The organism is Brachybacterium sp. J144 (assembly GCF_036321705.1).
Classification (GTDB): Bacteria; Actinomycetota; Actinomycetes; order Actinomycetales; family Dermabacteraceae; genus Brachybacterium.
Genome location: NZ_JAZDCG010000024.1, coordinates 24,276 through 50,425, shown reverse-complemented (window position 1 = coordinate 50,425; position 26,150 = coordinate 24,276). Strand labels below are relative to the sequence as shown.

Annotated in this window: 27 protein-coding genes and 1 pseudogene; 11 read left to right on the top strand and 17 right to left on the bottom strand. The window is 72.3% G+C overall.

Annotation, left to right across the window (positions count from 1 at the left end; translation table 11 throughout):
• Positions 1–129: 129 nt before the first annotated feature.
• Both V1260_RS09465 and V1260_RS09460 read right to left on the bottom strand, forming a co-directional pair.
• Entirely contained in the window at positions 130–1,170 is a 1,041-nt protein-coding gene (locus V1260_RS09465; RefSeq protein ID WP_329746568.1) for a DUF4037 domain-containing protein, read from the bottom strand.
• A gap of 51 nt (positions 1,171–1,221) precedes the next feature.
• Positions 1,222–2,613: a glycine--tRNA ligase gene (locus tag V1260_RS09460; protein ID WP_329746567.1), complete on the bottom strand. Its 1,392-nt coding sequence runs from the start codon at positions 2,611–2,613 to the stop codon at positions 1,222–1,224.
• Between the two features lie 126 nt (positions 2,614–2,739).
• Here V1260_RS09460 and V1260_RS09455 point away from each other — a divergent pair, with 126 nt between their 5' ends.
• From V1260_RS09455 to V1260_RS09435, 5 genes are all read left to right on the top strand, one after another.
• A complete protein-coding gene (locus V1260_RS09455) occupies positions 2,740–3,747 on the top strand; it encodes a metal ABC transporter substrate-binding protein (RefSeq protein ID WP_329746566.1) in 1,008 nt (335 codons plus the stop codon).
• Positions 3,744–4,559, top strand: coding sequence for a metal ABC transporter ATP-binding protein (locus V1260_RS09450; RefSeq protein ID WP_329746565.1), 816 nt, complete (start codon positions 3,744–3,746; stop codon positions 4,557–4,559). Before V1260_RS09455 ends, V1260_RS09450 begins: the two co-directional genes overlap by 4 nt.
• On the top strand, positions 4,556–5,461 hold the full coding sequence (locus V1260_RS09445) for a metal ABC transporter permease (RefSeq protein WP_329746564.1): 906 nt from the start codon (positions 4,556–4,558) through the stop codon (positions 5,459–5,461). Before V1260_RS09450 ends, V1260_RS09445 begins: the two co-directional genes overlap by 4 nt.
• Before the next feature lie 67 nt (positions 5,462–5,528).
• Complete coding sequence (locus V1260_RS09440) at positions 5,529–5,978, top strand: Fur family transcriptional regulator (protein WP_329746563.1); 450 nt, start codon at positions 5,529–5,531, stop codon at positions 5,976–5,978.
• Positions 5,975–6,535 carry a DedA family protein gene (locus V1260_RS09435; protein ID WP_329746562.1) on the top strand — a complete coding sequence of 187 codons (561 nt, stop codon included), beginning with the start codon at positions 5,975–5,977 and terminating at the stop codon, positions 6,533–6,535. The genes V1260_RS09440 and V1260_RS09435 overlap by 4 nt, the downstream gene beginning before the upstream one ends.
• A 47-nt stretch (positions 6,536–6,582) precedes the next feature.
• Here V1260_RS09435 and V1260_RS09430 read toward each other — a convergent pair whose 3' ends face one another.
• Positions 6,583–7,389 carry an isoprenyl transferase gene (locus V1260_RS09430; RefSeq protein ID WP_329746561.1) on the bottom strand — a complete coding sequence of 269 codons (807 nt, stop codon included), beginning with the start codon at positions 7,387–7,389 and terminating at the stop codon, positions 6,583–6,585.
• Positions 7,390–7,456: 67 nt separating this feature from the next.
• Entirely contained in the window at positions 7,457–8,191 is a 735-nt protein-coding gene (gene recO / locus V1260_RS09425) for a DNA repair protein RecO (protein WP_329746560.1), read from the bottom strand.
• 117 nt (positions 8,192–8,308) lie between these two features.
• On the opposite strand from recO, the gene V1260_RS09420 reads away from it, so the two are divergent.
• Together V1260_RS09420 and V1260_RS09415 are read left to right on the top strand one after the other, a co-directional pair.
• Positions 8,309–9,034 (top strand): EcsC family protein, encoded by a 726-nt coding sequence (locus V1260_RS09420; protein ID WP_329746559.1) that lies wholly within the window; start codon positions 8,309–8,311, stop codon positions 9,032–9,034.
• 9 nt (positions 9,035–9,043) lie between these two features.
• Complete coding sequence (locus tag V1260_RS09415) at positions 9,044–9,679, top strand: maleylpyruvate isomerase family mycothiol-dependent enzyme (RefSeq protein WP_329746558.1); 636 nt, start codon at positions 9,044–9,046, stop codon at positions 9,677–9,679.
• A gap of 18 nt (positions 9,680–9,697) precedes the next feature.
• On the opposite strand, the gene V1260_RS09410 is transcribed toward V1260_RS09415, so the two are convergent.
• Positions 9,698–10,624, bottom strand: a complete 927-nt coding sequence (locus V1260_RS09410; protein WP_329746557.1) for a LysR family transcriptional regulator — start codon at positions 10,622–10,624, stop codon at positions 9,698–9,700.
• 92 nt (positions 10,625–10,716) lie between these two features.
• Between V1260_RS09410 and V1260_RS09405 the strand changes: the two genes are divergently transcribed.
• Positions 10,717–11,739 carry an EamA family transporter gene (locus V1260_RS09405; protein WP_329746556.1) on the top strand — a complete coding sequence of 341 codons (1,023 nt, stop codon included), beginning with the start codon at positions 10,717–10,719 and terminating at the stop codon, positions 11,737–11,739.
• Between the two features lie 52 nt (positions 11,740–11,791).
• Here V1260_RS09405 and leuA read toward each other — a convergent pair whose 3' ends face one another.
• From leuA to V1260_RS09370, 7 genes are all read right to left on the bottom strand, one after another.
• Entirely contained in the window at positions 11,792–13,606 is a 1,815-nt protein-coding gene (gene leuA, locus V1260_RS09400; RefSeq protein ID WP_329746555.1) for a 2-isopropylmalate synthase, read from the bottom strand.
• Positions 13,607–13,759: 153 nt separating this feature from the next.
• Complete coding sequence (locus tag V1260_RS09395) at positions 13,760–14,158, bottom strand: hypothetical protein (RefSeq protein WP_329746554.1); 399 nt, start codon at positions 14,156–14,158, stop codon at positions 13,760–13,762.
• Between the two features lie 70 nt (positions 14,159–14,228).
• Positions 14,229–15,251, bottom strand: coding sequence for a GTPase Era (gene era, locus V1260_RS09390; RefSeq protein ID WP_329746553.1), 1,023 nt, complete (start codon positions 15,249–15,251; stop codon positions 14,229–14,231).
• Positions 15,241–16,725, bottom strand: coding sequence for a hemolysin family protein (locus tag V1260_RS09385; protein WP_329746552.1), 1,485 nt, complete (start codon positions 16,723–16,725; stop codon positions 15,241–15,243). The genes era and V1260_RS09385 overlap by 11 nt, the downstream gene beginning before the upstream one ends.
• A 28-nt stretch (positions 16,726–16,753) precedes the next feature.
• Positions 16,754–17,215: an rRNA maturation RNase YbeY gene (gene ybeY / locus V1260_RS09380; RefSeq protein WP_329746551.1), complete on the bottom strand. Its 462-nt coding sequence runs from the start codon at positions 17,213–17,215 to the stop codon at positions 16,754–16,756.
• Between the two features lies 1 nt (position 17,216).
• Positions 17,217–18,263, bottom strand: coding sequence for a PhoH family protein (locus tag V1260_RS09375; RefSeq protein WP_329746550.1), 1,047 nt, complete (start codon positions 18,261–18,263; stop codon positions 17,217–17,219).
• The gene (locus V1260_RS09370) at positions 18,260–18,634 is read right to left on the bottom strand and encodes a histidine triad nucleotide-binding protein (protein ID WP_329746549.1); all 375 of its coding nucleotides are present in this window, start codon (positions 18,632–18,634) and stop codon (positions 18,260–18,262) included. The genes V1260_RS09375 and V1260_RS09370 overlap by 4 nt, the downstream gene beginning before the upstream one ends.
• Before the next feature lie 77 nt (positions 18,635–18,711).
• Between V1260_RS09370 and V1260_RS09365 the strand changes: the two genes are divergently transcribed.
• Positions 18,712–19,263 (top strand): NADPH-dependent FMN reductase, encoded by a 552-nt coding sequence (locus V1260_RS09365; RefSeq protein WP_329746548.1) that lies wholly within the window; start codon positions 18,712–18,714, stop codon positions 19,261–19,263.
• Between the two features lie 173 nt (positions 19,264–19,436).
• Here V1260_RS09365 and V1260_RS09360 read toward each other — a convergent pair whose 3' ends face one another.
• The 3 genes from V1260_RS09360 to hrcA form a co-directional block, all read right to left on the bottom strand.
• On the bottom strand, positions 19,437–20,225 hold the full coding sequence (locus V1260_RS09360; RefSeq protein ID WP_329746547.1) for a 16S rRNA (uracil(1498)-N(3))-methyltransferase: 789 nt from the start codon (positions 20,223–20,225) through the stop codon (positions 19,437–19,439).
• A 16-nt stretch (positions 20,226–20,241) separates the two neighbouring features.
• Positions 20,242–21,372: a molecular chaperone DnaJ gene (dnaJ, locus tag V1260_RS09355; protein ID WP_329746546.1), complete on the bottom strand. Its 1,131-nt coding sequence runs from the start codon at positions 21,370–21,372 to the stop codon at positions 20,242–20,244.
• Between the two features lie 67 nt (positions 21,373–21,439).
• Complete coding sequence (hrcA, locus tag V1260_RS09350) at positions 21,440–22,450, bottom strand: heat-inducible transcriptional repressor HrcA (RefSeq protein WP_329746545.1); 1,011 nt, start codon at positions 22,448–22,450, stop codon at positions 21,440–21,442.
• A 180-nt stretch (positions 22,451–22,630) separates the two neighbouring features.
• Between hrcA and V1260_RS09345 the strand changes: the two genes are divergently transcribed.
• Positions 22,631–23,515: a DUF3097 domain-containing protein gene (locus V1260_RS09345; protein ID WP_442878148.1), complete on the top strand. Its 885-nt coding sequence runs from the start codon at positions 22,631–22,633 to the stop codon at positions 23,513–23,515.
• A gap of 146 nt (positions 23,516–23,661) precedes the next feature.
• Positions 23,662–24,378, top strand: a complete 717-nt coding sequence (locus V1260_RS09340; RefSeq protein ID WP_329746543.1) for a DUF4870 domain-containing protein — start codon at positions 23,662–23,664, stop codon at positions 24,376–24,378.
• Positions 24,379–24,615: 237 nt separating this feature from the next.
• On the opposite strand, the pseudogene V1260_RS09335 reads toward V1260_RS09340, so the two are convergent.
• Both V1260_RS09335 and hemW read right to left on the bottom strand, forming a co-directional pair.
• A pseudogene (locus tag V1260_RS09335) lies at positions 24,616–24,825 on the bottom strand (DUF1801 domain-containing protein); the annotation flags it as partial.
• A gap of 160 nt (positions 24,826–24,985) precedes the next feature.
• A complete protein-coding gene (gene hemW / locus V1260_RS09330) occupies positions 24,986–26,149 on the bottom strand; it encodes a radical SAM family heme chaperone HemW (RefSeq protein ID WP_329746542.1) in 1,164 nt (387 codons plus the stop codon).
• Between the last annotated feature and the right edge of the window lies 1 nt (position 26,150).

The following is a 26,150-nucleotide window of genomic DNA, read 5'->3' as shown; positions in this document are numbered from 1 at the left end:
CTCCGCCGCGCACCGCCCGGCTGGGGCGTTCTCCGTCGGGAGCTGATCAGCTCTGTGCGGAGCCGCTCAGAGCGGAGCAGCCCGGCGCGCCTCGCGTGCGCGGGCACCCGCCCCCCGGGTCCGCCCTGCTCAGCCGCCGACGAGGCGCCGCCGCAGCTCCGCGTCCACGAGCACGCTGACGTGGTCGCTGATCTGCTCGGCGGTGCCGATCCCCGGCCGGAGCGCGCGGACGGCGGGATCGGTGATCGTCTCCGCGAGCAGCTCCGGGAGCCCGCGCAGGCCGATGTGGGGGCGGTCGAAGAACGGCTCGGTGGCGGGGTCGAGGGTGGGCAGGCGGACCCGGCCCTGCACCGCGGCGAGCAGCTCGATCGCCGCGGTGAGCGCCTGCTGGCGGGTGCGCCAGTCCGGTGCGCGCAGCGCCTCGAGCGCCGTGCTGCGCAGCGCACCGCCACCCGGCAGCGCGGCGGCGGACCGGGCGAGCCACTTGCCGTAGGGCGCCCAGCGCCGATGCAGCAGATGCGCCAGATGGAGCAGGGTGCGGACATGACGTGCGGCGATCACCGCGGACCCGTCGTCGTCCCCGCGCAGGCCCGCGCGCCCCACGTCCGGCAGCTCCTGGCCGATGCGGGTCCAGTCGGCGCCGATCGCATAGCGCCGCACGTCCTCGGGGTATCCGGCGAGCCGCTCGCGGATCCGCGTGATGACCCCGGTGCCGTCGTGGAAGACCGGTCCCGCGGTGACCTCGAGGGCCGCCTGGCCGGTCAGCTGCAGCCAGTCCGTCAGGTCGGCGGGCTCGGGGCCCGCGAGCCGCTGCGGAAGGATCCCCGTGCGCGAGGCGGCGAAGTCCGCTGCCGCGGCGACCTCGGCGCGCTGGCGCACGACCGGGTCCCAGGTGGTCGCGAAGCGCACCGGACGATCGCGCCAGCTCGCAGGCAGTTCCCGCTCGAGCAGGGCGTCGACCTCGGAGGCCGCGCCGTCCTCGACGAGCAGGGTGAGCCGCAGCCCCCAGTCGTGATCACGGGACTGCGCGTCGTCGAACCCCAGCACGTCCGAGCCGGACCCCAGTCGCGCCGCGGCGTACGGAACGCCGGGCATCGACCGCTCGAGCAGGGGCGCGACCACCTGCTCGTGGTAGGCGGCGGACAACGCGAGGCCGGGGCCGTCACTCATGGGAGCACTGTGCCACGTCGACGCCACCCGAGCCTCGCGAGCGGGCCGGCCTCAGGCGCCGACGAGGCGCTCCGCAAGGTAGGACTCGACCTGGTCCAGCGCCACGCGCTCCTGCTGCATGGTGTCGCGCTCACGGATCGTGACGGCCTGGTCCTCGGCGGTCTCGAAGTCCACCGTGATGCAGAACGGGGTGCCGATCTCGTCCTGGCGGCGGTAGCGGCGACCGATCGCCTGGGTCACGTCGGTCTCGACGTTCCAGCGCGCACGCAGACGGGAGGCGAGCTCCTCCGCGCGGGGCACCAGGTCCTCGCTCTTGGACAGCGGCAGCACCGCGGCCTTGACCGGCGCGAGGCGCGGGTCGAGGGCGAGCACCGTGCGGGTGTCGACCCCGCCCTTGGCGTTGGGGGCCTCGTCCTCACGGTAGGCGTCGACCAGGAAGGCCATCATCGAGCGGGTCAGGCCGAAGCTGGGCTCGATGACGTACGGCGTGTAGCGCTCGTTGGCGGCCTGGTCGAAGTACTGCATCTTCGTGCCCGAGCCCTCGGTGTGGCTGCTCAGGTCGAAGTCGGTGCGGTTGGCGATGCCCATCAGCTCGCCCCACTCGCTGCCCTGGAAGCCGAAGCGGTACTCGAGGTCGATGGTGCCCGCCGAGTAGTGAGCGCGCTCGTCCTCGGGGACGTCGAAGCGGCGCATGTTGTCGGGGTCGATCCCGAGGTCCACGAACCAGTTCCAGCAGTCCTCGACCCAGGCCGCGAAGTGCGCGTCGGCCTCGGCCGGCGGGGTGAAGTACTCGATCTCCATCTGCTCGAACTCGCGCGTGCGGAAGATGAAGTTGCCGGGGGTGATCTCGTTGCGGAACGCCTTGCCGACCTGGCCGATGCCGAAGGGGGGCTTCTGGCGGGAGGCGGTGACCACGTTGAGGAAGTTCACGAAGATGCCCTGCGCGGTCTCGGGGCGCAGGAAGTGCAGTCCGGCCTCGCTGTCGACCGGGCCGAGATAGGTCTTGACCAGGCCCGAGAACTGCTGCGGGTCGGTGTACTCGCCGCGGGTGCCGCAGTTGGGGCAGGGAACCTCGGCGAGGCCGCCCTCGGGCGCACGGCCCTTCTTCTCGGCGAAGGCCTCGAGCAGGTGGTCCTCGCGGAAGCGGTTATGGCAGCTCCTGCACTCGACCAGCGGGTCGGTGAAGGTCGCGACGTGGCCGGAGGCCTCCCACACGCGCTTGGGCAGGATGATCGAGGAGTCCAGGCCCACCATGTCGCCGCGGGAGCGCACGAAGGTCTGCCACCACTGCTTCTTGATGTTCTCCTTGAGCTCGACGCCGAGCGGACCGTAGTCCCAGGCGGAGCGGGTGCCGCCGTAGATCTCACCGGCCGGGAACACGAAGCCTCGCTTCTTGGCGAGGGCGATGACGTTGTCCAGCGTGCTGGCGGGGGCCTTGGCCACGGGGAGACTCCTGGTGACGGGGTGGATTCGAACCAGGCCAGCATAGCCAGGGCCGTGCTGTGACGGTGCGCACCCCTTACCCCGCCGACTTGCCTGCGGCCCCGCCCGATGGTGAGAATGATTGTCATGTCCTTCGTGCCTGCGCTCTCCCGACGCTCCCTGCTCTCCCTCGCCGTCCTCGGCGGGGGCGCAATGACCCTCGCCGCTTGCGGCGGAGGCGGGGAGTCCGGGGACGGCACCCCGGTGGTCGTGACCTCGAACTACCCGCTGCGTTTCCTGGTCGAGCGGATCGGTGGCGATCGCGTCACCTCAGTGGACTTCGCCACGCCGGGGGCCGACGCCCACGGGCTCGAGCTGTCCGTGCGCCAGGTGATGCAGGTGCAGGAGGCGGCGCTCGTGCTGCAGATTCCCGGTTACCAGACCGCGATCGACGACGCGATCGCGAGCGGGCCCGGCGACAACGTGCTGGACGTCTCCCAGGTCGTCGACCTGCTCGTCACCGAGCTCGGCGACACCGAGGCCGAGCACGAGGGCGAGAGCGCCGAGGAGCACGCCGACGACACCGCCTCCGACGCCGGCGGGGAGTCGACCGAGGAGGATCACGAGGGGCACGACCACGGCGGCACCGACCCGCACCTGTGGCACGACCCGCTGCGCATCGCCCAGATCGGCGATGCCCTCGCCGAGCGGCTCGGCGAGCTCGACGCGGAGGGCGCTGACGATTACACGGAGCGGGCCGCCGCCCTGCGCACCGAGCTCGAGGCCCTCGACGCGGAGCTGGCAGAGTCCTTCGGCGCCGTCGCGGGGACCCGGACCTTCATCACCAGCCATGCCGCCTACTCCTATCTCGCCGCTCGCTACGACCTGCACCAGGTGGGCATCTCCGGCATCGACCCCGAGACCGAGCCCTCCCCGCAGCGGCTGCTCGAGCTGGAGAAGGTGATCGAGGCCGAGGGCGTCACGACCGTCTTCTTCGAGACGACCGCCTCCCCCAAGGTCGCGCAGACCCTCGCGGAAAACGTGGGGATCACCAGCGAGGAGCTCGACAACCTCGAGACGCAGCTCTCCGAGGACGCCGACTATCCTCAGGTGATGCGCGATAACGCCCGGAAACTCGTGGAGAGCTGGCAGTGAGCGCCGGCTCCCCGGCCGACATCTCAGCGACCGGCACCACCCCGCTGGCCGCCCCGGCCGACGCCCCCGTCCTCGAGGTCGCGGACGCGACCGTCGTGCGCGGCGGGCAGCGCGTGCTCGAGGACATCTCCCTCTCGATCCGCGCCGGGGAGCGGGTGGCACTGCTCGGCGCCAACGGCTCCGGCAAGTCGACGCTGCTCCGCGCGATCGTCGGCGTGCTCCCCCTCGAGTCCGGCCGGGCACGCCTGTTCGGCCGGCCCGTGCGGGACGGCCGCGCGCACGACGCGATCGGTTACGTCCCGCAGGACTCCGCCGAGGCGGGATCGATCCCCTCGACCGCCCGCGAGACCGTCGCGACCGGCCTGCTCGGGGCGCGCCGCTGGTCCGCCCGCAGCCGCGACCCGCGGGTGATGCGCGCCCTGGAGGCCGTCGGGCTGCCGCACCTCGCGGACCGGCCGATCACCCGCATGTCCGGCGGCCAGCGCCGCCGGGTGATGATCGCCCGCGCCCTGGTGCGCTCCCCGCGACTGCTCGTGCTCGACGAACCCTTCGCGGGAGTGGACCTCCCCACCCAGGAGATCATCGCGGGGCTGTTCCGCGAGCTCGCCGCCCAGGGCACGACCCTGCTGGTCGTCCTGCACGAGACCGGCCCGCTCGCCGACGACCTCGATCGGGTGATCGTCCTGGACCACGGCCGCGTCATCCACGACGGGGCCGAGACCGCCCAGCTGCCCGTCGACTCGAGCCACGACCACCCCGCGCTCCCCGACGCCCACGCCGACTGCCTCGGACAGGAGATCCACCCGGCATGATCTCCCCCCTCGACATCCTCACCTCGGACCTGCTGCGCTACCCGCTGATCATCGCGGTGCTCATCGGGCTGACCGCCCCCGTCGTTGGCACCTACCTGGTGCAGAAGCGGCTGTCCCTGCTCGGCGACGGCCTCGGCCACGTGGCGCTCACGGGCGTCGCGGTCGGCTGGCTCGTCGGTGCCTGGACCGCCGCCTCCCCCGCGGATCTCCTCGCCATCCCCGGCGCCCTGATCGCCTCCGTGCTCGGCGCGGTCGCGATCGAGTACGTCCGCGAGATCGGGCACACCAGTCGGGACGTCGCCCTCGCGATCCTGTTCTACGGCGGCATCGCCGGGGGCGTGGTGATCATCCAGCTCGCCGGCGGCACCTCCCAGAACCTCATGGGCTACCTCTTCGGATCGCTCTCCACCGTCACCGCCCCCGACGCCGTGATCGCCGTGGTCCTCGCCGTCGTCGTGCTCGGCATCGGCGTGGGTCTCTCGGGGCTGCTCTCCGCGGTCACCGGGGACGAGGAGTTCGCCCGCGCCTCCGGCCTGCCGGTGCGGCTGGTGAACGTGCTGATCGCCCTAATGGCGGCACTGACCGTCACCCTCTCGATGCGGATCGTCGGCGCACTGATGGTCTCGGCGCTGATGATCGTGCCCGTCGCCGCGGCCCAGCAGCTGGTGGTCGGCTTCGCCCGCACCATGCGCACCGCGATGGTCATCGCCGTGGTCTGCGCTCTCGGCGGACTGCTGCTCACGGTGTACGTCGACCTGCCGCCGGGCGGGGTCATCGTGCTGCTGACGATCGGCGTGTACATCCTCGCGCTCAGCACGCGGGCGATCATCCCCGGTCGCGGACCGCGCCTTCCAGACCTCGACCAGGTGCCTTCTGACCAGGAGACCCGCGCAACGACCTGACGCATCGCGGGCGTCGGTCAGCTCACCAAGAATGGAGGTCCGGGGCCCGATGGCGCACAATCGATCCATGCAACGGAACACTCGCCAGCGCGCCGCGATCCTCGAGACGCTCTCGCAGCTGGACGACTTCCGCAGCGCCCAGCAGATCCACGAGCAGATGCGCACCGACGGCGAGACCGTCGGCCTCGCCACGGTCTACCGGACGCTGCAGGCGCTCTCGACGGCGGGCCGGCTCGACGTGCTGGTCGCCGCCGACGGAGAGTCGCTGTACCGCCAGTGCGAGGACTCCGGGCACCACCACCACCTGGTGTGCCGCGAGTGCGGGAAGACCGTCGAGATCACCGACCCCTCCCTCGAGGCCGCGATGAGCGCGATCGCCCGCGAGCACGGCTTCACGGACCTCGACCACACGCTCGAGGTCTTCGGGCTGTGCGCCGAGCACGCCGCCACCGCGACGGCCGAGGTGACGCAGGCGGCCAAGGACGGCGCGGCCGCCGACGGAGGCCCCCGCGCATGATGGACTGGGTGCAGTCGCTGCCGCTGCTGCCCGCGATCGGGTTCCTGTACGTTGTGATCTGGTTCCGGGCCGGCGGCACGTACCTGCTCGGCCGCGGTGCGCGCCGGGCCGCCGATCGCGGCAGGGTCGCCACCTTCCTCTCCTCCGAGCGTGTCGTGCACGCGACCGGGATCGTGAACCGCTGGGGCGCCCCGGTGGTGGCTCTGAGCTTCCTCACCGTCGGCTTCCAGACCGCCGCCAATGCCGCGGCCGGACTGACCGGGATGCCGCTGCGCCGCTCTCTTCCGGCGCTGGCGATCGGCGGTCTGGCCTGGGCGTTCATCTACGCCACCGTGGGCCTGGTGGTCTTCGCCGGCTGGGTCGAGCTGTTCCTGCGCTCGCCCTGGGCGGCGGTGGCCGTGCTGGCCCTGCTGGTGCTGCTCGTCGCCCTGCTGCTGCGGCACCGACGGCGGACCGGGGGCCTGATCGCTCCCGTCCCCTCGACGGAGTCGGATACGGCGGCTGTCGAATCAACCACGAAGTCGGCCGTCGAGGCCGACGCCGGCGACCGCGCCTGACCTCTCGGCAACCGCCCCGCCGAACCGCGCGCTCAGAGGGTCGGCGTTCAGACCGTCGGCGACGCCTCCGGCACGTCGACGGCCCCGCCGTAGCGACGGTCGCGCCGGGCGTAGTCGGTGATCGCCCGCCACAGCACGCGACGGTCGACGTCCGGCCACAGCTCGGGCACGAAGACCATCTCCGCATAGGCGGACTGCCACAGCAGGAAGTTCGAGGTGCGCTGTTCGCCGCTGGTGCGCAGGAACAGGTCGACATCGGGCATGTCGGGGTCGATGAGGTGACGGGCGAGGGTGCGCTCGGTGATGCCGGAGCCCTTCAGCCGCCCGGCACGGGCCTCCTCGGCGATCTCCCGCACGGCGTCGACGATCTCGGCCCGGCCGCCGTAGTTCACGCACATGTAGAGCGTCATGCGGGTGTTGCCGCGGGTGAGCGCCTCCGCCTCCTTGAGCTCCTTGATGACGCTGCCCCAGAGCCGCTGCTCGCGGCCGATCCAGACGATCCGCACGCCCCAGGAGTTCAGCGTGTCCCGCTGGCGGCGCAGCACGGAGCGGGAGAAGCCCATCAGGAAGCGCACCTCGTCCGGGGAGCGCTTCCAGTTCTCGGTGGAGAAGGCGTAGGCGCTCAGGTGGGTCACGCCGATCTGCAGCGCCCCCGCGACGACGTCCAGCAGCGCCGCCTCCCCCGCCTCGTGTCCGGCCGTGCGGGGCAGGCCCTGCCGGTTCGCCCAGCGCCCGTTCCCGTCCATCACCACGGCGACGTGCGCGGGGATGGTCGGGGCGGGCAGCCGTGGCGGGCGGGCACCGCTGGGGTGCTCGAAGGGCTCGAGGGGGCCGGAGGCGGGTGCGGCGGGCATCGGGATCCTTCGGGTCGGTCGACGGGCGGGGCGGACGGTGTGCGCCGCGGCCCGGTCGGGCTCGGCGTCAGCGGTCGACGTAGTGGAGCGAGCGGACGGAGCGCTCGAGGTGCCAGGTGATGGTGTCGGCGATGAGCCGGCCGGCCTCCTGCTGGATCGTCGGCTCGGCGGCCAGGACATTCTCCCAGTCCCCGGCGAGCAGGAAGATCAGGTGCTCGACAGCGGCCTGGCGCACCGCGACCGCTCCGGGCCGACGGCACGGGGTGCAGACGAGGCCGCCGGCGCGGACGTCGAGCGCGTGGTGCGGGCCGGGGGCCCCGCAGGTCGCGCAGACCCGCAGCTCGGGGGCCCAGCCGGACAGGGCGAGGGTGCGGAGCAGGAAGGCGTCGAGCACGAGCGCCGGCGGGATCCGTCCTTCGCCCATCGAGCGCAGCGCCCCGACCAGCATCAGGAAGCCGCGCTGGCTGGGATCGACGGCCTCGTCGGTGAGCCGGTCGGTGGTCTCGAGCATGGCGCTCGCGGCGGTGTAGCGGTCGTAGTCCGCGGTGATCGGGCCGGCGAAGGCCTCGAGGGTCACCGCCTGCGTGACCGTGTGCAGGCTCTTCCCCGCATGCAGCTGCAGGTCCACGAGGGTGAACGGCTCCAGGCGCGCGCCGAAGCGGCTCCCGGTGCGGCGCACCCCCTTGGCGACGGCGCGGACCTTCCCGTGCCGCCGCGTGAGCAGGGTGATGATGCGATCAGCCTCGCCCAGCGGATGCGTGCGCAGGACGATCGCATCGTCTCGATACAGCTTGTTCTGCATGGTGAGCCCGAATCTACGCCGTGGGGCCGACCGACGCCCGCAGGCGTGCCGCGCCGTGCCGCGCCCTGTGACGCGGTAGCGTCGGCCCACGACACCCGACCCACGGAAGGAACCGCGATGGGGATCTTCTCGATGCTGCGCCGCGACGACTCGGCGACGTCCATGGCCCGCGATGCGATGCACGAGGCGCGGCGCGGCGGAGCCTCCGACCGCCCGAGCTCCGGCGGGGCGATCGACCGGATGGTCGACACCGTCCGCGACATCGGCCTGGACGGGAAGCTCACCTACTCCTCGGCGGCCGAGGTGGCCCGTCGCGCCCAGCGGGGCCGCGCCCGGCGTCGGCCCGAGCTCGCGGTGCGCCGGATCATCCGCTCCCACCGGCGGGGCGTGACCGCCGGCGGCTTCCTCACCGGCCTCGGCGGCGTGGTGACCCTGCCCCTGCTGCTACCCACCAACGTCCTCGAGTTCTACATCCAGTCCACCCGCATGGTCGGCGCGATCGCGGCGGTCCGCGGCCATGACCTCGAGGACCCGGAGATCCGGATCCGGGTGCTCGCCGCCCTCGTCGGCGAGGAGTCCGGGGAGGTGCTGCGGTCCATCGGTCTCGGGCCGATCAAGGGCGCCGCCGCCCGCACCGTCGCCTCCCGCCTACCGGCCAGTCCGCAGTCCGAGATCGTCTCCGCCGTCGGGAGTCGCCTGCTGAAGCGGTTCGGGCTGCGCTCGGCGCGACTCTTCGGGAAGGCGATCCCGGGCCTCGGCGCCGTGCTCGGCGCGATCTCCGACCGCCGCCAGCTGAACCGCATCGCGAAGGCCGCGAAGGCGTCCTTCCCGCCCGTGGGCTGAGCACCGGACATGACCCTCTCCGCCACACAGCACTGGACGCTGATCCATGCCGAGCGCGCCCGCCTCGCCGCGCTCCTGGACACCCTCACCGCACCGCAGTGGCGCAGCGGATCGCTCTGCAGCATCTGGACCGTCGAGCAGGTCACCGCGCACCTCACGGCGGCCGCGCACACAGGGCGCTGGGGATGGCTGCGGAGCATGGTCCTCGCCGGCTTCGACTCCGACACGCACAACGCCCGTCGCCTCGCCGAGCAACTCGGCAGCACCCCGGAGGAGACCCGGCGTCGGTTCCACGAGGCGGTCGATCTCACCATCGCGCCGACACCGGACCATCCCGCCTGGCTCGGCGAGGTGATCGTCCATGGCCAGGACATCGCGCGTCCCCTCGGCATGGCGCTCGAGCCCGATCCGATGGCGGTGCTCGAGGTCGCCCGGTACTTCGTGAGCAAGGACTTCGCGGTCAACAGCCGCACGGCGGTGCGGGGTCTGCACCTGGAGGCCGACGACGCATCCTTCAGCTCCGGGGAGGGTCCGTCGGTCCGCGGCCCGCTGCTCAGCCTCGTGATGGCGATGGCCGGGCGGCCCGGAGCCCTCGACGAGCTCGCGGGGGAGGGCGTCGCCGAGCTGCGGGGCCGGATCACCTGAGTCCGGCGTCTCCGGGCATCACGCGGGAAGCTCGTCCAGGTCCGGCAGGTCGCCGAGGGCCTCCGCCGCCTCGAGCAGCGCCGCCCGGAACGCGAGCAGGGACGGATGCTCCCGGGCGCCCGCGCGGGCGGCGGTGTACAGCCCGCGGTGGGGGTCACCGAGCAGGCGCAGCACCCGCGTGCCGCCGAGGTGCTCCGCGGCGATCAGCCCGGGCACGAAGGCTACGGCGTGCCCGGAGCGCACCAGGTGCACCTGCAGCAGCGGGTCGGGGGTGTCAAAGCGGACCCACGGCTCCACGCCGGCCGCCCGGAGATAGGTGCGCTCCCACGCCCCGGTGCGGGTGCCCTCCGGGTCGAGGGCCCAGGGCATCTCGGCGAGGTCGGCGAGGCGGCGCACCTCGGAGGCCGGGCCATGATCGGGCAGCACCAGGAGCAGGGGGTCGCGCAGCAGCTCCTCGCGGTCGGTACCGCGGCGCACCACCTGCTGGCCGCCGGGATAGTCCTCGCCCAGGATCACGTCGAAGCGGTGGGCGAGCAGCCCCTCGTAGGCCGCCTCGACCTCGCGCTGGGCGATCTCGATCCGCATCCGGGGATGACGCTGCTCGAGCACGCTCACGGCCACGGGGGCGAGGACGATCAGCGGGGTCTGGAAGGAGGCGACGCGGAGCACTCCCCCGGCCTCGCCCCGGGCGGAGACGAGCTCCGCCTCAGCCGTCTCCACGAGCCCGAGCAACTCCTCGGCCCGGCGGGCCAGGCGCACCCCCGCGTCGGTGAGGGAGACGCGTCGGCCCGACTGCTCGAACAGGGTGACCTTCGCCTCCCGCTCCAGCTGGGAGAGCTGCTGGGAGACGGCCGACGGGGACAGCGAATGCTCCCGCGCGATCGCGGACATGGTCTCCAGCCTGCTCAGTTCCCGCAGGAGGAACAGGCGATGCAGGTTGAGCACGGGCACCTCCATTGATCGTTCGGATCTGCTTCACGGTACACGTCGGGAACAGTCGCTGGACCTGGGCGGACCGACAGGGGCAGAGTTGCCTGGTGACCTCCTCCCCCACCGCTCCCGCCCCGGCGCCGGGCGCCCTCGGCGCTCCGCGCGGGCTGCCGCTCACGCCAGTGCTGTTCATCCTCGGATCCTGCTTCTCGCTGCAGTTCGGCGCCGCGCTCGCGACCCAGCTGTTCCCCGCGATCGGCTCCTTCGGCACCACCACGCTGCGCCTGGGCCTCGCCGCGATCGTGCTGCTCGTGATCGTGCGGCCCCGCCCCCTGCGGCTGAACCGCTCGCAGTGGTGGTCGATCCTCGCCTTCGGCGTGGTGATCGGGGGGATGAACGGCAGCTTCTACGCGGCGATCGAGCGGATCCCGCTGGGCACGGCCGTGGCGATCGAGTTCCTCGGACCGCTCGTGGTCGCCGCCGCGCTGTCGACCCGGCGGATGGACTACCTGTGGGTGCTGCTGGCCGTCGGCGGAGTGGGGCTGTTCGGCCTCGAGTCCCTGCTCGGTGCCGCGGACCTCGACCCGATCGGGGTGCTCTTCGCGCTGGTCGCCGCAGTTTTCTGGGGCCTGTACGTGCTGACCAGCGCGAAGGTGGGGCAGACGGTGCCCGGGCAGGACGGCCTCGCGCTCGGCCTCGCGATCGGCGCGCTCACGGTGCTGCCGCTCGGCGCGCCGGGGGCGCTCACCGGCCTGCTCGACCTGCGTCTGCTCGCGCTCGCGGTCGGCACCGCGGTGCTCGCCTCGGTCCTGCCCTACACGCTGGAGCTCGCGGCGCTGCGCCGCCTGCCCCGTCACGTGTTCGGAATCCTGCTCAGCCTCGAGCCGGTGATCGCCCTCGCGGCCGGTCTGCTCCTGCTCGGTCAGCAGGCGACGCCGCTGCGGATCGCGGCGGCACTCCTCGTGGTCGCCGCGAGCGCCGGTGTGACGGTGACGGGCCGTGCGGCTCCGCCCGACACCGCCCAGCCGGTCGACGAGCCACCGGGCTGGGACCTGCCCACGCCCACGCATGCGACGGTCACGAGCGAGATCCCGGTGCTCACCGAGGAGGACCTGCACGGCGAGTCCTGAGGGCCTCCGGGGCGGAACGCAGTGCTCCTGATCCGCCCCGGACCGGCGATGCTCAGGCGCGGGCGCGCTGCTCACGGTTGAGGGCGGAGATGATCGCCTCGAGGGAGGCGCGGGTGATGGACCCGTCGATGCCGACGCCCCAGAAGATCCGGTCGCCGATCTCGCACTCGATGTACGAGGCGGCGAGCGAGTCGTCGCCCTCGGTGAGGGCGTGCTCGGCGTAGTCGAGGATGCGCACGTCGATCTTGCGCTCGGCGAGGGCCTTGACGAAGCCGTCCAGCGGGCCGTTGCCGATGCCGGTCACCTGATGCTCCTCGCCGTCGACGACGAGCGTGACGGTGATGCGGTCGGCGCCGTCACCGGTGGACTCCTGATGCACCGCGCGGAAGCCGAAGCGGCCCCAGCGCCGTCCGGCGTCGGGCGAGGGGAGGTACTCGTCGGTGAAGGCGTCCCAGAGCTGCTCGGGGCTGACCTCCCCGCCCTCGGAGTCGGTCTTGTGCTGGACGATGCCGGAGAACTCGATCTGCAGGCGGCGCGGCAGGTCCAGACCGTGCTCGGTGCGCAGCAGGTACGCCATGCCGCCCTTGCCGGACTGCGAGTTCACCCGGATCACGGCCTCGTAGGAGCGGCCGAGGTCCTTCGGGTCCACGGGCAGGTACGGGACCCGCCAGACGATGTCCTCGACGTCCTTGCCGGCGGCGTCGGCATCGGACTGCATGCGCTCGAGGCCCTTCTTGATGGCGTCCTGGTGGGAGCCGGAGAAGGCGGTGAACACGAGGTCGCCGCCGTACGGGCTGCGCTCGGGGACGGGCATCTGGTTGCAGTGCTCGACGGTGCGGCGCACCTCGTCGAGGTCCGAGAAGTCGATCTGGGGGTCGATGCCCTGGCTGAACAGGTTCAGGCCCAGGGTCACCAGGTCCACGTTGCCGGTGCGCTCGCCGTTGCCGAAGAGGCAGCCCTCGATGCGGTCGGCGCCGGCCTGGTAGCCGAGCTCGGCGGCGGCGACGCCGGTGCCGCGATCGTTGTGGGGGTGCAGGGACAGCACGAGCGAGTCGCGGCGGTCGAGGTTCCGGTGCATCCACTCGATTGAGTCGGCGTAGACGTTGGGGGTCGCCATCTCGACGGTCGCCGGGAGGTTGATGATCATCTTCCGCTCGGGCGTGGGCTTGATGACCTCGATGACGGCGTTGCAGACCCGCAGCGCGTACTCGAGCTCGGTGCCGGTGTAGGACTCCGGGGAGTACTCGTAGGTGATCTCGGTGTCGGGGACGGTCTCCTCGTACTTCTTGCACAGCAGGGCGCCCTGCACGGCGATGTCGAGGATGCCGTCCTCGTCGGCGCGGAAGACCACGTCCCGCTGCACGATCGAGGTCGAGTTGTAGAGGTGGACGACGGCCTGCTTCGCGCCGGCGATCGCCTCGTAGGTGCGCTCGATGAGGTGCTCACGGGCCTGGGTGAGGACCTGGATCGAGACGTCCTCGGGGATGCGGTCCTCGTCGATGAGGGTGCGCACGAAGTCGAAGTCGGTCTTCGAGGCGGCGGGGAAGCCGACCTCGATCTCCTTGTAGCCCATCTGCACGAGCAGCTCGAACATGCGCAGCTTGCGCTCGGAGTTCATCGGGTCGATGAGGGCCTGGTTGCCGTCCCGCAGGTCGACGGCGCACCAGCGCGGGGCGCGGGTGATGCGGTTGTCGGGCCAGGTCCGGTCCGGGAGGTCCACGCGGATCTGCTCGTGGAAGGGGAGGTACTTGTGGGTCGGCATGCCGGAGGGCTGCTGCGGGGAGCCTCCGGTGGGGCCGACGACGGGGGTGGCGGGATCGGCCGTCGCGGCGATGCTCGGCGCGGTGGTGCTGGGGGTGGAGTTCACGGGAGGTCCTTCTCGCTGGGGTACCGGTCGCCGGACACAACATCAGCCGCGGCGGGGTCCCGGCGTTCAGGTCCCGTCGCGGCGGCTAAGCAGGAGCAGCGATCCACGCATGGCGGTCACGGTAGCACCGTCGGCGGGACGACTCCGGGCGGGTCACGATGCGAACGGCGCGGCGCGGGGCGCGGCCGCGGCCCCGTCCGCAGCGGCCTGCACCGACGCCGCCAGCGACTGCGATGGCGGGATGCCGCCCGGCGGCTCCCACCGGGGCATGGTCAGGATCAGCACCACCAGCACGGCCGTGACCAGGAACCACGCCCCGAACGCCGCGGCGAGCACGACGGCCCGTCGGCCGTGCGGCGCGAGCAGGCCCTCTCCGACCGCGGCGGCCAGGCCGAACGGGATCCCGAAGATCATGCCGAGGATCAGGCCGTAGCCGTGCGGATCGCTCCCCGGATCGAAGCGCGATTCCACCACCGCCGCGATCATCCGGATCCATATCACCCCACCGCCGATCAGCACGACGGCGCCGAGGATCCGGAGCACGAGGTCCACCCCGCGATGCGGCTCCGGCGGCCTCCCGCCGCGGGACTGTCGCCAGCGCCCACCGCTCCGCCGTCCACGCTCAGAACCCCAGTCGACCCAGCTGCTTGGGGTCGCGCTGCCACTCCTTGGCAACCTTGACCCGCAGGTCCAGGTGCACCTTGCGGCCCAGCAGCGCGTTGATCTCGGCGCGGGCCCGGGAGCCGACCTCCTTGAGTCGGGATCCGGCGCGGCCGATGATGATCCCCTTCTGGCTGTCCCGCTCGACGAACAGGGTCGCGCGCACCACGAGGCGACCGGTGCCCGGCTCGACCGGCGTGAACTGGTCGCCGTCGGGGTCGACCTCGACGACTTCCTCGACGACCACGGCGATCGAATGGGGCAGCTCCTCGCGCACGCCCTCGAGAGCCGCCTCGCGGATCAGCTCGGAGATACGGTCATCGCGCGACTCCTCGGTGAGCTGGTCGTCGGGGTACAGCTGCGGCCCCTCGGGCAGCTGTGCGGCGATCACCTCGAGCAGCACGTCGATCTGCTCGCCCTTCACCGCGGAGATCGGCACGATCTCGTCGAAGCTCATCAGCTGGTCGACGCTCATCAGGTGCTCGGCGAGCTGGTCCCGGCCCACCAGGTCGATCTTGGTGACGATCGCGATGACGCGCGGGCCGCGGCGGCCCTGGCGCATCTCCACCAGGTCCTGGGCGATGAAGCGGTCGCCGGGGCCGATCTTCTGGTCCGCGGGGAGGCAGAAGCCGACCACGTCGACCTCGCCGAGGGTCTCGCGGACCAGGTCGTTCAGCCGCTCGCCGAGGAGGGTGCGGGGGCGATGCACCCCGGGGGTGTCGACGAGGATGATCTGGGCGGCCTCGGAGGTGACGATCCCGCGGATCGCCCGCCGCGTGGTCTGCGGCTTCGAGCTGGTGATCGCGACCTTCTCCCCCACCAGCGCGTTCGTCAGCGTCGACTTGCCGACGTTCGGCCGGCCGACGAGCGCGACGAAACCGGAGCGGTGCGGCGCTCGGTCGGCGAGCTCGCCGGTCTCGGGCGCGGAGGTCGGATTCGCCGCGGCGGCGTCGGTCAGGTCGGTGGGGTCGAGCTCATCGCTCATCGGGGTTCTCCTGGCGTGCGGCGTCCCCCGCGGCGGCGGGGTGCGGGGCGGGATGGTCGGGGTGGTCGGCGGGGCTCTCGTCGGCGGCCGAGGACGGGGAGTGCGGGGGCGCGACTGCTTCGCGGGCCGTCGCGGCGACGAAGGCGGGCATCTCGGCCGTCTCCGTCGTCACGTCGGCCTCCCCGTCCGCGATCCGGCGCGCTATCACGGTCGAGAGGCGCTTGCGTCTGCCGGCCGTGCGCTCGCCCTCGAGCTCGAGGCCGAACGCGACCGCGCGGCTGCCGACGATCGGCACGCGCCCCGTGACCTTGCCGAGCAGTCCGCCGACGCTGTCGATGTCGGTGTCTTCGAGATCGAGCCCGAACAGCTCGCCGAGCTCGTCGAGGGACGCACGGGTGGGGACGCGGAAGCGGCCGTCGCCGAGATCCTCGACCTCGGGGGCGACGGGGTCGTGCTCGTCGGCGATCTCGCCCACGATCTCCTCGAGGACGTCCTCGATGGTGACGATGCCGGAGACGCCCCCGTACTCGTCCACCAGCACGACGATGTGCACCCGGCTGGTCTGCATCTGCCGCAGCACCTCGTCGGCCGGCACGAACTCCGGCACGAAGCGGGCGCGGCGCATGATCTCCGTGACCGGGCGGTCGGGCCGCGGGTCCCACGGGGCGTGCACCGCCCGCATCACGTCCTTGACGTAGAGCATGCCGCGGAGGTCGTCGACGTCCTCGCCGATCACAGGGATGCGGGAGAAGCCGGAGCGGACGAACAACCGCATCGCCTCCGTCGCCGTGGCCGTCGCGGCGACGGTGATCATGTCAGGCCGGGGGACCATCAGCTCGCGCACCATCGTGCCGCGCAGCTCGAAGACGCCCTGGATCATGTCCCGTTCGCCGTCGCCCACGTGCTCGTCCTCGAGGGCCCGGTCCACGCCGCGTCGGGCGGTGCGCGCCGGGTCCTCGGGTCCCTCGCCCCCGTGGGGGCGCGCCGCGACCCCGGCGCCGACGCTGACCAGCAGCCCCGCGGGGAACCACAGCACGCCGCGCACGATCTGCACCAGCAGGTGGGTGGACAGGAGCACCGACTCGGCGCGCCGGCGGCCGATGGTGCGCGGCGACGCCGCCGCGATGATCAGCAGCAGGAGCGCGGAGACGGCGAGGGCGAGGAGCGCGGGCAGGACCCAGCCCTCGACCCCCACCGCCCCCAGTCCGAGGAAGGACGCGGCGGTGATCGCGATCAGGCCGACGGCCTCCGCGAGGGTGCGGCCGAGGCTCACCGCGGCGAGGGTGCGGGCCGAATCCGTGTGCTGGTCCAGCACACGGGCGCGCACCGCCTCGGGCAGCTCGGCGCTGTCACGCTCGAGGGCGCTGCGGGAGACCGACAGGTGCGCGGCGTCGACCGCGGTGAGCACCGCCGCCAGCACCAGGGCCGCCGCCGCGAGGGGGATGAGGATCAGCAGGGCCACGGCCGCAGTCATCGGACCACCCCCTGCCCGGGCATGCCGCTCAGGAGCTCTCCTTCGAGGCCAGGAAGGTCAGCAGGAGGGTGCGCTGCAGGTCGAACATGACTTTCCGCTCCTCGGCCTCCATGTGGTCGTAGCCGAGCAGGTGCAGGATCGAGTGCACGCTGAGCAGGAGCAGCTCCTCCTCGGTGCTGTGGCCGGCCTCCGCCGCCTGCTTCGCGGCGACGCTCGGACAGAGCACCACGTCGCCCAGCAGTCCCTCGGGGGATGGCTGCTCGGCGCTGCCGGGGGTCAGCTCGTCCATCGGGAAGCTCATGACGTCGGTCGGACCGGGCAGGTCCAGCCACTGCACGTGCAGGCGCTCCATCGCCTCCTCGTCGACGAAGAGGATCGACATCTCCGTCGCCGGGTGCAGATGCAGCCGCTCGAAGACGAAGCGGGCCAGCTCCACGAACTCACGCTCGTCGACGACTGCGGTGGTTTCGTTGCGGATCTCGATGGTCATCTCAGCTCCCCGACCCCTCGCGCCGCCGGTGGTCGCGGTTCCCGCCGGGGCGGACCTCCCAGCGCCCGTAGGCCTCCACGATGTCGCTCACCAGCCGGTGGCGGACCACGTCGCGGGAGGACAGGCGGCAGAAGGAGATGTCGTCGATGCCTCCGAGCACCTGCTCGACCACCCGCAGACCGCTCTTCTGCCCGCCCGGGAGGTCCACCTGGGTGACGTCGCCCGTGACCACCATGGTCGAGTTGAAGCCGAGCCGGGTGAGGAACATCTTCATCTGCTCAGGCGTCGTGTTCTGCGCCTCGTCGAGGATGATGAAGGCGTCGTTGAGGGTGCGCCCGCGCATGTAGGCGAGCGGGGCGACCTCGATGGTCCCCGCCCCCATCAGGCGCGGGATCGAGTCGGGGTCGAGCATGTCGTGCAGCGCGTCGTAGAGCGGGCGCAGGTACGGGTCGATCTTCTCGTTGAGGGTTCCGGGCAGGAAGCCCAGCCGCTCCCCCGCCTCGACGGCGGGCCGCGTCAGGATGATGCGGTTGATCTGCTTGCTGAGCAGCTGCTGCACCGCCATCGCGACCGCGAGGTAGGTCTTGCCGGTGCCCGCGGGGCCGATCCCGAAGGTGACGGTCGAGGCCTCGATCGCCTCGATGTACTTCTGCTGCCCGAGCGTCTTGGGGCGAATGGTCCGACCGCGGCTGGAGAGGATCGTGCGCGAGAGCACCTCCTCGAGACGGCGGCCCTCCGCGCGCTCGTCCCCGTAGAGGTTCGCGGCGCGCTGGACCGCCTCGGCGGTGACGGCCTGGCCGGTGCCCGCGAGCTCGATGAGGCTGCGCACGATGTGCTCGCTGCGGCGCAGCGCATCCTCGGTGCCGCGCAGGGTCACCTGGTGGCCGCGCACGTGCACGTCGGTGTCCGGGACGGCGTCCTCGAGGGCCGCGAGGGCCTGGTCGTTCTCCCCGAGCACCTGGAAGGGGCTGAGGTGGTCCGGGATGGCGAGACGGCGCTCGAGCACCGCGGGGGCGCGGCCGGGGGCCGGGGTGACGTCAGAGGTCACAGTTCTCCTTCGGCGAGTTCTCCCGCCAGGACGTGGGCATGGACGTGGAAGACGGTCTGACCGGCGCTCTCCCCGGTGTTGAACACCAGACGGAAGTCGCCGCGCGCGTGCTCGGCGGCCACGGAGCCGGCGACCTCGACGACATGGGCGAGCAGCTCCGGGTCCGCGGCGAGCTCGCGCACGTCCCGCGAGTGCACGCGCGGGACGACGAGGACGTGGAGCGGCGCCTGCGGATGCAGGTCCCGGAAGGCGATCACCCGCTCATCCTCGTGGACGCGGTCCGAGGGGATCTCGCCCGCGACGATCCGGCAGAACACGCAGTCGGGATCGACGGCGGGGGCGACGGAGGGCTCGGACGGCGCGGAGGTCATGGCATCGAGTCTACGGCGTGACGCATGTCGCCACAGTTCGCGGAATCACCGGTCAACTGTGAGATGTTGTTGAAACTATGACGACTCTTGGAATCCTCACCTCCTCCGCCCGCCCCGCTCGCGTGGCCTCCCCCGTCTCCGAGTGGGTCGAGTCTCTCGCCGGCGATCGCTTCGAGATCGAGCACCTCGATCTCGCGCAGATCGCGCTGCCCGCCTTCGACGAGCCGGCCAGCCCCAAGTCCGGTGCTGAGAAGACCACCGCGCACGGTCAGGCGTGGGCCGACCGCGTCGCCGCGCTCGACGCCCTGGTGATCCTCACCCCGCAGTACAACGGCTCCTATCCGGGTGCGCTGAAGAACGCCATCGACTACCTCTACGCCGAGTGGAAGGACCTCCCCGTGGTCCTCGTCGGCTACGGCTGGGGCGACGCGAGCGAGGTGCTGCCGCTGCTCGAGGTGCTCATGGGCCGGGTCGATGCCGACGTCGTCGCCTCGGTGGGCCTCGGCTTCCGGGAGGACCTCTCCGTCGAGGGCGAGCTGTTCGTGCGCGAGGAGCGCACCGCCGCCCTGCGCGCCGCCCTCGAGACCGTCGCCGCGAAGGTCGAGGAGCTGCAGAGCGTCTCCGCCTGACCCCTGACCCCCTCGGAGCGTGCCCGGTGCTGCCGGGGGGGGTTTGTTGTCCCCATGGTTCCAGTGTTTCCTCCCGACCCTTACCCCATCTGGGAATCGCCTGGGGCTCCTGTTCTCGCTTCGTCGCCTCCGGGGTCCCGGTCGTCTCCGGGGTCCCTGAGCGATCCGGCGGATCAGCCCCAGCGGCCGACGAGGGCGCTGATCACGGCGAGAGCGGCGGGGCCCGCCGTCGAGGAGCGCAGCACCTCGGGGCCGAGCAGCACGCTGCGGGCGCCGGTTCCGCGCAGCGCGTCCAGCTCGGTCTCGTCGATCCCGCCCTCGGGGCCGACGACCACCACGATCTCCTCGACGCCGGCCTCGCTGGCGCCGCGCAGCTCTTCGGCGAGGGTCATCAGCGAGACGGACTCCTGCTCGTGCAGCACCAGCACCAGGGCGCTGTCGGCCGCGCGCTCGCGCAGGTCCTCGACGAGCCGGGTCGTGGTCACCGCCTCCGCCACCTCCGGGATCCCCGGCCGACGGCACTGCTTGACGGCCGCCCGGACGGTCCCCTCCCACTTCGCCCGTCCCTTGGCGAGCTTCTCGCCGCGCCACACGGAGACCGAGCGCTGCGCGATCCAGGGGACGAGGCGGTCCGCGCCGAGCTCCGTCGCGGACTCCACGGCCTGCTCGTCACGGCCGCCGGTGGCGAGGGCCTGGACCAGGGTGAGTCGGGGCAGGCGCTGGACCGCCGGGCTCGGGTCGGCGAGCAGGCGCAGATCCAGCTGCTCCTTGCGGGCGGCGGTCACCTCGGCGAGGACCTGGCGGCCCGGGGCGTCGGTGAGCAGGACCCGCTCCCCCGCGCCGATCCGGGCGACCTTCGCGGCATGCCGCCCCTCCTCCCCCGCGAGCAGGAGGGCATCGCCCTCGCGCGCGCCCGCGAGGGCGTCGTCGAGGATCAGGAAGCCGGGCGGGGTCGTGGGCATCGGCGCGGTGCTCCGCTCAGAGGTCGCGCAGGCGGTCACGGAGCTTCGCGAAGGGGCCGTGGCCCTTCTTGCGCGTGGTCTCGTCGCCCCGCAGCGCCGCGAGCTGCTCGAGCAGCGAACGCTCCTCGTCGCTGAGCGAGGTGGGGACGTCGACGTCGAGGACCACCCGGATGTCGCCGCGGCGCTCACGCCGCAGCGGGGTGACCCCGAGGCCCTTGAGGGTGATCTGGTCGCCGGGCTGCGAGCCGGGCTTCACGTCGATCTCCTGGATGCCGTCGAAGGTCTCGAGCGGGACGGTCGCCCCGAGCGCCGCCGAGGTCATCGGCACGGCAATCGTGGTGACGAGGTCGTCGCCGTCGCGGTCGAAGGTGTCGTGCTCGGAGACGGAGAGCTCCACGAACAGGTCGCCGGAGGGTCCGCCGGCCTCGCCGACCTCGCCCTCACCGCGCAGCTGGATGCGGGTGCCGTGCTCGACGCCGGAGGGGACGCGCACGGTGACCTCGCGGTCGGAAGCCGTGCGGCCGTGCCCGGAACAGGCGGTGCAGGGAGACTCGATGACGTCGCCGTGCCCGCCGCAGGTGGGGCAGGGCGCCATGGTGACCATCTGGCCCAGCAGCGACTGGGCGACGCGCTGCACATGACCGGAGCCGTTGCAGGCGGTGCAGCGGGTGGGGCTGGTGCCCGGCTCGCAGCAGGAGCCGGAGCAGCGCTCGCACAGCGCCGCCGTGCGGAAGGTGACCTTCTGCTCGGTGCCGAAGACGACGTCGCGCAGGTCGATGCGGATGCGGCGCAGCACGTCGCCGCCGCGGCGCTGCCGAGGCACGGGGCCCTGGCCGCGACCGCGCATGCCCGCGGCACCCGCGAACATGTCGAAGATGTCGCCCATGTCGAAGCCGGCGCCGCCGCCGAAACCGCCGGGGAAGCCGCCGCCCATGCCCGGGCCGCCGCCCATGTCGTACTGACGGCGCTTGTCCGCATGGGACAACGTCTCGTAGGCCTGGGACACCTTCTTGAAGGTCTCCGCCGCCTCAGGATCGGGGTTGACGTCGGGGTGAAGGCTGCGCGCGAGCTTGCGGTAGGCCTTCTTGATCTCCTCGGTCGAGGCGTCGCGGGAGACGCCGAGGAGCTCGTAGTAGTCGTCGTTCACCAGTGGGGTCCTTGCGGTGTGGGTGGGAGCAGAGATAGAGGGGCGGAGACGGACCTCCGCACGGCGATCACTCGAGGTAGCGCGACACGTACCGCGCGATCGCCTGCACCGTGGAGATGCCGGTGACGTAGTCCATCCGGGAGGGGCCGAGGATCGCCAGATGGGAGCCCGCGCCGTAGCCGGCCCCGACCACCGCGGCCTGGGTCAGCGCGGACTCGCGCAGCTCGGATCCGATGCGGACCTCGACCGCGCCCGGCGAGGCGTGCATCTCGGTGAACAGCCGCAGCAGCACGAGCTGCTCCTCGAGGACGTCCAGCAGGGGCTCGACGTCGCGGGCGAAGTCCTCCGCGCTGCGGGCCAGGTTCGCGGTGCCCGCGAGCATGATCCGGTCCTCGACTCGGGCCGCGGCGAGGGCGATGAGCGCCTCGGCGACCTCACGGGCGGAGTCGCGGTCCGGGCGGCTGACGGTCTCTAGCAGGTCCCCGAGCGGGGCGGAGAGGTCGGTGACCTCGCGCCCCGCGACGGTGCGGTTCAGCGCATCACGCAGACCGGCGTAGTACTCGGCGTCGCGCCCCGGGGTCACCGGGATGGTGCGCTGGTCCACGCGGCCCGACTCGAGGATCAGCACCACCAGCAGCAGGGACTCGGCGACCTTGACCAGCTCGACGTGGCGCACCCGAGCCTGCCGGCGGGCCGGGTACTGCACCATCGCGACCTGCTGGGTGAGCTGCGCGAGCAGGCGCACCGTGCGGGCGAGGAGCTCCTCGACGTCCCCGGACTGCTCGAGCAGGGCGTGGATCGCGCGGCGCTCGGGCACCGAGAGCGGCTTGACCGTCGCGACGTGGTCGACGAAGGTCCGGTAGCCCTTGTCCGTGGGGACGCGGCCCGCGGAGGTGTGGGGCTGGTGGATCAGCCCCTCCTCCTCGAGGGCGGACATGTCGTTGCGCACCGTCGCGGCGGAGACGCCGAGCTCGTGGCGCTCCAGCAGGGACTTCGACCCGACGGGTTCGCGGGTGGCGACGTAGTCCTCGACGATGGCGCCGAGGATCTGCAGCTTGCGGCTGTCCGTTCCTCTCACCTCCGACGGGCGGGGACCCGCTGTGGGTCCGATGTGCTTTGGCTCCGATGTGCTGTGCTGCGGGCGGGCCGCGGTGCGGACCCGTCGGACGGCCGACGGGGCTGGCACTTGGGGCCGCCGAGTGCCAATCCTACGCGCCCCGCGCGGTGCTCCCCGGGAGGCGTTCGCCACGGGGGTATCGTGCCGGGCGTGCCTGCAGCCTCCTCCTTCCCCGACCGGTACGGCCGAGACGTGCTGTCCTCGACCCCGCCCGCCCACCATCGCCGCCGCCCCGTCGCGACCGAGGTGCCCGCCCGCAAGGATCTCGTGGTCGAGGAGGCCTCGACCGGCTTCACCGGGGCGGTGACCCGGGTCGAGAAGATCGCCGGGGAGCTCGTGGTCGAGCTCGAGGACGGCCGCGGGGTGCGCCGCACCTTCCCGCTGGGTCCCGGATTCATGATCGACGGGAAGCCCGTGGTGCTCACCCGGGCCGTCGCCCAGCAGGCGCCCGTGCGCAAGCGCTCCGCGAGCGGCTCGGTGTACGTCGAGGGCGCGCGGGCCCGTACCGCCCGCGCCTCCCGGATCTGGGTCGAGGGCACCCATGACGCCGAGCTGGTGCACAAGGTGTGGGGCCACGACCTGCGCATCGAGGGCGTCGTCGTCGAGCAGCTGGAGGGCGCCGACAACCTCGTCGAGCGGGTGCAGGAGTTCGCTCCCTCCCCCACCCGGCGCCTCGGGATCCTGGTGGACCACCTGGTGCCCGGCTCCAAGGAGTCGCGCATCGCGCAGCAGGTGATGCGCCTGCCCGGTGCGGCGGGGAACGTGATCGTGCTCGGCCACCCGTACGTGGACGTCTGGCAGGCCGTGAAGCCCGCTCGCGTGGGCCTCGACCGGTGGCCCCACGTCCCCAAGGGCACCGACATCAAGATCGGGACCCTCGCCGCCCTCGGCTGGCCGCACGGGGACAAGCACGACGTGGGCCTCGGCTGGAAGCGGATCCTCGAGACCGTGCGCTCCTACGCCGATGTCGAGCCGACGCTGTCCGGGCGCATCGAGGAGCTCATCGACTTCGTGACCGTGGACTGAACGCCCGGGGCGCGACGAAGGTCGCGGGGGAAAACCCCCGGTGACCGGGGAGGCCCACCCCGGTGACGACGCGCAGAGCGGTCGTTAGGCTGGCCACATCGCACAACCGCCGGTCCATCCGGGTCAGCCCGAGGGAAGAGTCCACGATGAACCAGTCCGAGCACCCGCACGATCCCTTCGCCCGCGAGTCCGAGGCCTCCGCCGCACCGGAGTTCCCGGCCGCATCCACCCAGCCCGTCGGGGCCTCGGCCGAGCCCGCCCCGTCGGCCGATCCGTTCGCGGCGCCCGCGGTCTCCGACCCGCACGCGGGGGCGGCCCAGCCCTCGGGCGCTCCGTCGCCCCAGCCGGCCTACGCCGCCCCGCAGGCTGCGTCGGCGGGCCCCGCCCCGCAGCAGCCCGCCCATCCCACCTCAGGAGCCCCCATGTCCTTCGACCAGGCCCCCGCCCATATCAAGGGCGTCTACCCCGGCCCGCTCCCCGGTCAGCCCGCGAGCGACTCGGACGCCAAGCTGTGGTCGATGTTCGCGCAGCTCTCCACGATCGTCGGCTACGTGATCGGCGCCGGATTCCTCGGATGGCTCGGGCCGCTGATCATCTTCCTGGTCTACAAGGACCGCAACCGCTTCATCCGCTTCAACGCCGCGGAGGCTCTGAACGCCGCGATCGCCGTGTTCATCGCCGAGATCGCGCTCAGCATCGTCATCACGATCATCGCGATCGTCACCTTCGGCATCGGCTCGGTGCTGTATGTGCTCGTGGCCGTACCGGCCATCCTGCACATCGTCTTCGCGATCCTGGGCGCCGTGAAGGCGAACCAGGGCGAATGGTGGAACTACCCGCTGAACATCCGGCTCGTGAAGTGATCGCCCGCTCCGCACGCTGAGCAGTCCGCTCCGCCGAGCACGACGAGCCCCCGGGGACCCGACAGGGTCGCGGGGGCTCGTCGCTGTGGTCGGTCGTGCCGCACGGCCACAGGCGGACGCGTCGCTCCGCCGCGGCGCGTCACATCCAGGGGACGGCATCCTCCTCGAACTCGCGAGACGGCGCCGGGCGAGGCGACGCAGCACCTGCTCCGGGAGCGGATCCGCGTACGGCAGTTTCACGCTGCCCTTCCCGGTCTCGAGCCCCTGGAGCTCGGAGGCCAGCGCCTCCTTGGCGCTCGGGGTCACGGTGAAATTCGCATGGGCGCGATGTGCGCTGACGACGAGCAGGATGGTGCCGCGCGGGTGGAGGAAGGCGGGCGCTCCCCACTTGATCGCCTCGGTCGCCTCGGGTAGCTCCTCGCGCACCAGGCCCCGCAGCGCGCGCATCCGGCTGAGCGCGGGCTCCTCGAGCGCGTCGAGGTACCCGTCGATCGTGGTCGGGCGGGATCCGGTCGCAGGCGTCATGGAGCCAGTCTGCGCGCCGACGGATCCGGCAGCCACCGGTTCCGACGCATCGGTGTCCCGGCGGCGACGACCGACCACGGGCTCAGGGCACGAGGTCGCGGATCACGGCATCGGCGAGCAGGCGCCCGGGGCGCGTCAGCACCGCCCGGCCGTGCGCCAGGGCCTCGGGATCGAGATGGCCCCGGTCGCGGTGCACGGCGAGCATGTCCCGGCGCTCCGCGGGCACGACCTCGACCGCGAGGCCATCGGCGATGCGCAGCTCGAGCATGATCCGCTCGACGAGGCGGTCCTCAGCGGCGACCTGCTCGGAGTCGGCCACCGGCAGCTCGCCGTCGGCGAGCATCCGCGCGTAGCGGCTGGGGTGCTTGACGTTCCAGGAGCGCAGGCCGTCGCGGTGGCGGTGCGCGCCGGGGCCGATCCCCCACCAGTCCCCGCCCTGCCAGTAGGAGAGGTTGTGGCGGGAGCGGTGCTCCGAGGTGCGGGCCCAGTTGGAGACTTCGTACCAGGACAGCCCGGCCGCGCTCGCCAGATCGTCGACGAGCTCGTACTTGTCGGCCATGTCGTCGGGGTCGGGGGCCTGCAGCTCGCCACGGCGCAGCTGCCGCGCCATCGCGGTGTTCCCCTCGATGATCAGAGAGTAGGCGGAGAGATGGTCGACCTCACAGGCGAGCGCCGCCCGGACGGAGGTCTCGACATCCGCGAGGGTCTCGCCGGGCGTGCCGTAGATCAGATCGAGGCTCACCTGCAGCCCGGCGTCCTTCGCCCACTGCACCACCTGCGGCACCCGCTCGGGGTCGTGGGTGCGGTCCAGGGTCGCGAGCACGGAGGGGACGGCGGACTGCATCCCGATCGAGACGCGGGTGATACCGCCCTCGGCCAGGCGCGAGAGCGAGGCGCGGGTGACCGAGTCGGGGTTCGCCTCGGTGGTGACCTCTGCCCCGGGGGCGAGCGGGATCCGGGAGCGCAGGTGATCGAGCATGGCGACGAGGTCGTCCGCGGGCAGCAGGGTGGGGGTGCCGCCGCCGAAGAAGACGGTGGAGATCTCGTCGTACTCGTAGCCGGCCGCACGGTCCGCCGCGAGGGTCAGGTCCATCTCGGCCCGGGCGTTGTCGGGGTACTCGCGCTGAGATCCGCCGCCGCCAAGCTCGGTCGCCGTGTAGGTGTTGAAGTCGCAGTAGCCGCAGCGCACGGCGCAGAAGGGGACGTGGACGTAGACGGAGAGGTCCTTGCCCGCCGTCTCCGTCATC

What these genes read in the sequence shown, in the direction of transcription:
- V1260_RS09465 (WP_329746568.1), bottom strand. Translation starts at nt 1,170, where the DNA reads ATGAGTGACGGCCCCGGCCTCGCGTTGTCCGCCGCCTACCACGAGCAG.
- V1260_RS09455 (WP_329746566.1), top strand. Translation starts at nt 2,740, where the DNA reads ATGTCCTTCGTGCCTGCGCTCTCCCGACGCTCCCTGCTCTCCCTCGCC.
- V1260_RS09445 (WP_329746564.1), top strand. Translation starts at nt 4,556, where the DNA reads ATGATCTCCCCCCTCGACATCCTCACCTCGGACCTGCTGCGCTACCCG.
- V1260_RS09440 (WP_329746563.1), top strand. Translation starts at nt 5,529, where the DNA reads ATGCAACGGAACACTCGCCAGCGCGCCGCGATCCTCGAGACGCTCTCG.
- V1260_RS09435 (WP_329746562.1), top strand. Translation starts at nt 5,975, where the DNA reads ATGATGGACTGGGTGCAGTCGCTGCCGCTGCTGCCCGCGATCGGGTTC.
- V1260_RS09430 (WP_329746561.1), bottom strand. Translation starts at nt 7,389, where the DNA reads ATGCCCGCCGCACCCGCCTCCGGCCCCCTCGAGCCCTTCGAGCACCCC.
- recO (WP_329746560.1), bottom strand. Translation starts at nt 8,191, where the DNA reads ATGCAGAACAAGCTGTATCGAGACGATGCGATCGTCCTGCGCACGCAT.
- V1260_RS09420 (WP_329746559.1), top strand. Translation starts at nt 8,309, where the DNA reads ATGGGGATCTTCTCGATGCTGCGCCGCGACGACTCGGCGACGTCCATG.
- V1260_RS09415 (WP_329746558.1), top strand. Translation starts at nt 9,044, where the DNA reads ATGACCCTCTCCGCCACACAGCACTGGACGCTGATCCATGCCGAGCGC.
- era (WP_329746553.1), bottom strand. Translation starts at nt 15,251, where the DNA reads ATGAGCGATGAGCTCGACCCCACCGACCTGACCGACGCCGCCGCGGCG.
- V1260_RS09385 (WP_329746552.1), bottom strand. Translation starts at nt 16,725, where the DNA reads ATGACTGCGGCCGTGGCCCTGCTGATCCTCATCCCCCTCGCGGCGGCG.
- ybeY (WP_329746551.1), bottom strand. Translation starts at nt 17,215, where the DNA reads ATGACCATCGAGATCCGCAACGAAACCACCGCAGTCGTCGACGAGCGT.
- V1260_RS09370 (WP_329746549.1), bottom strand. Translation starts at nt 18,634, where the DNA reads ATGACCTCCGCGCCGTCCGAGCCCTCCGTCGCCCCCGCCGTCGATCCC.
- V1260_RS09365 (WP_329746548.1), top strand. Translation starts at nt 18,712, where the DNA reads ATGACGACTCTTGGAATCCTCACCTCCTCCGCCCGCCCCGCTCGCGTG.
- V1260_RS09360 (WP_329746547.1), bottom strand. Translation starts at nt 20,225, where the DNA reads ATGCCCACGACCCCGCCCGGCTTCCTGATCCTCGACGACGCCCTCGCG.
- V1260_RS09340 (WP_329746543.1), top strand. Translation starts at nt 23,662, where the DNA reads ATGAACCAGTCCGAGCACCCGCACGATCCCTTCGCCCGCGAGTCCGAG.
- hemW (WP_329746542.1), bottom strand. Translation starts at nt 26,149, where the DNA reads ATGACGGAGACGGCGGGCAAGGACCTCTCCGTCTACGTCCACGTCCCC.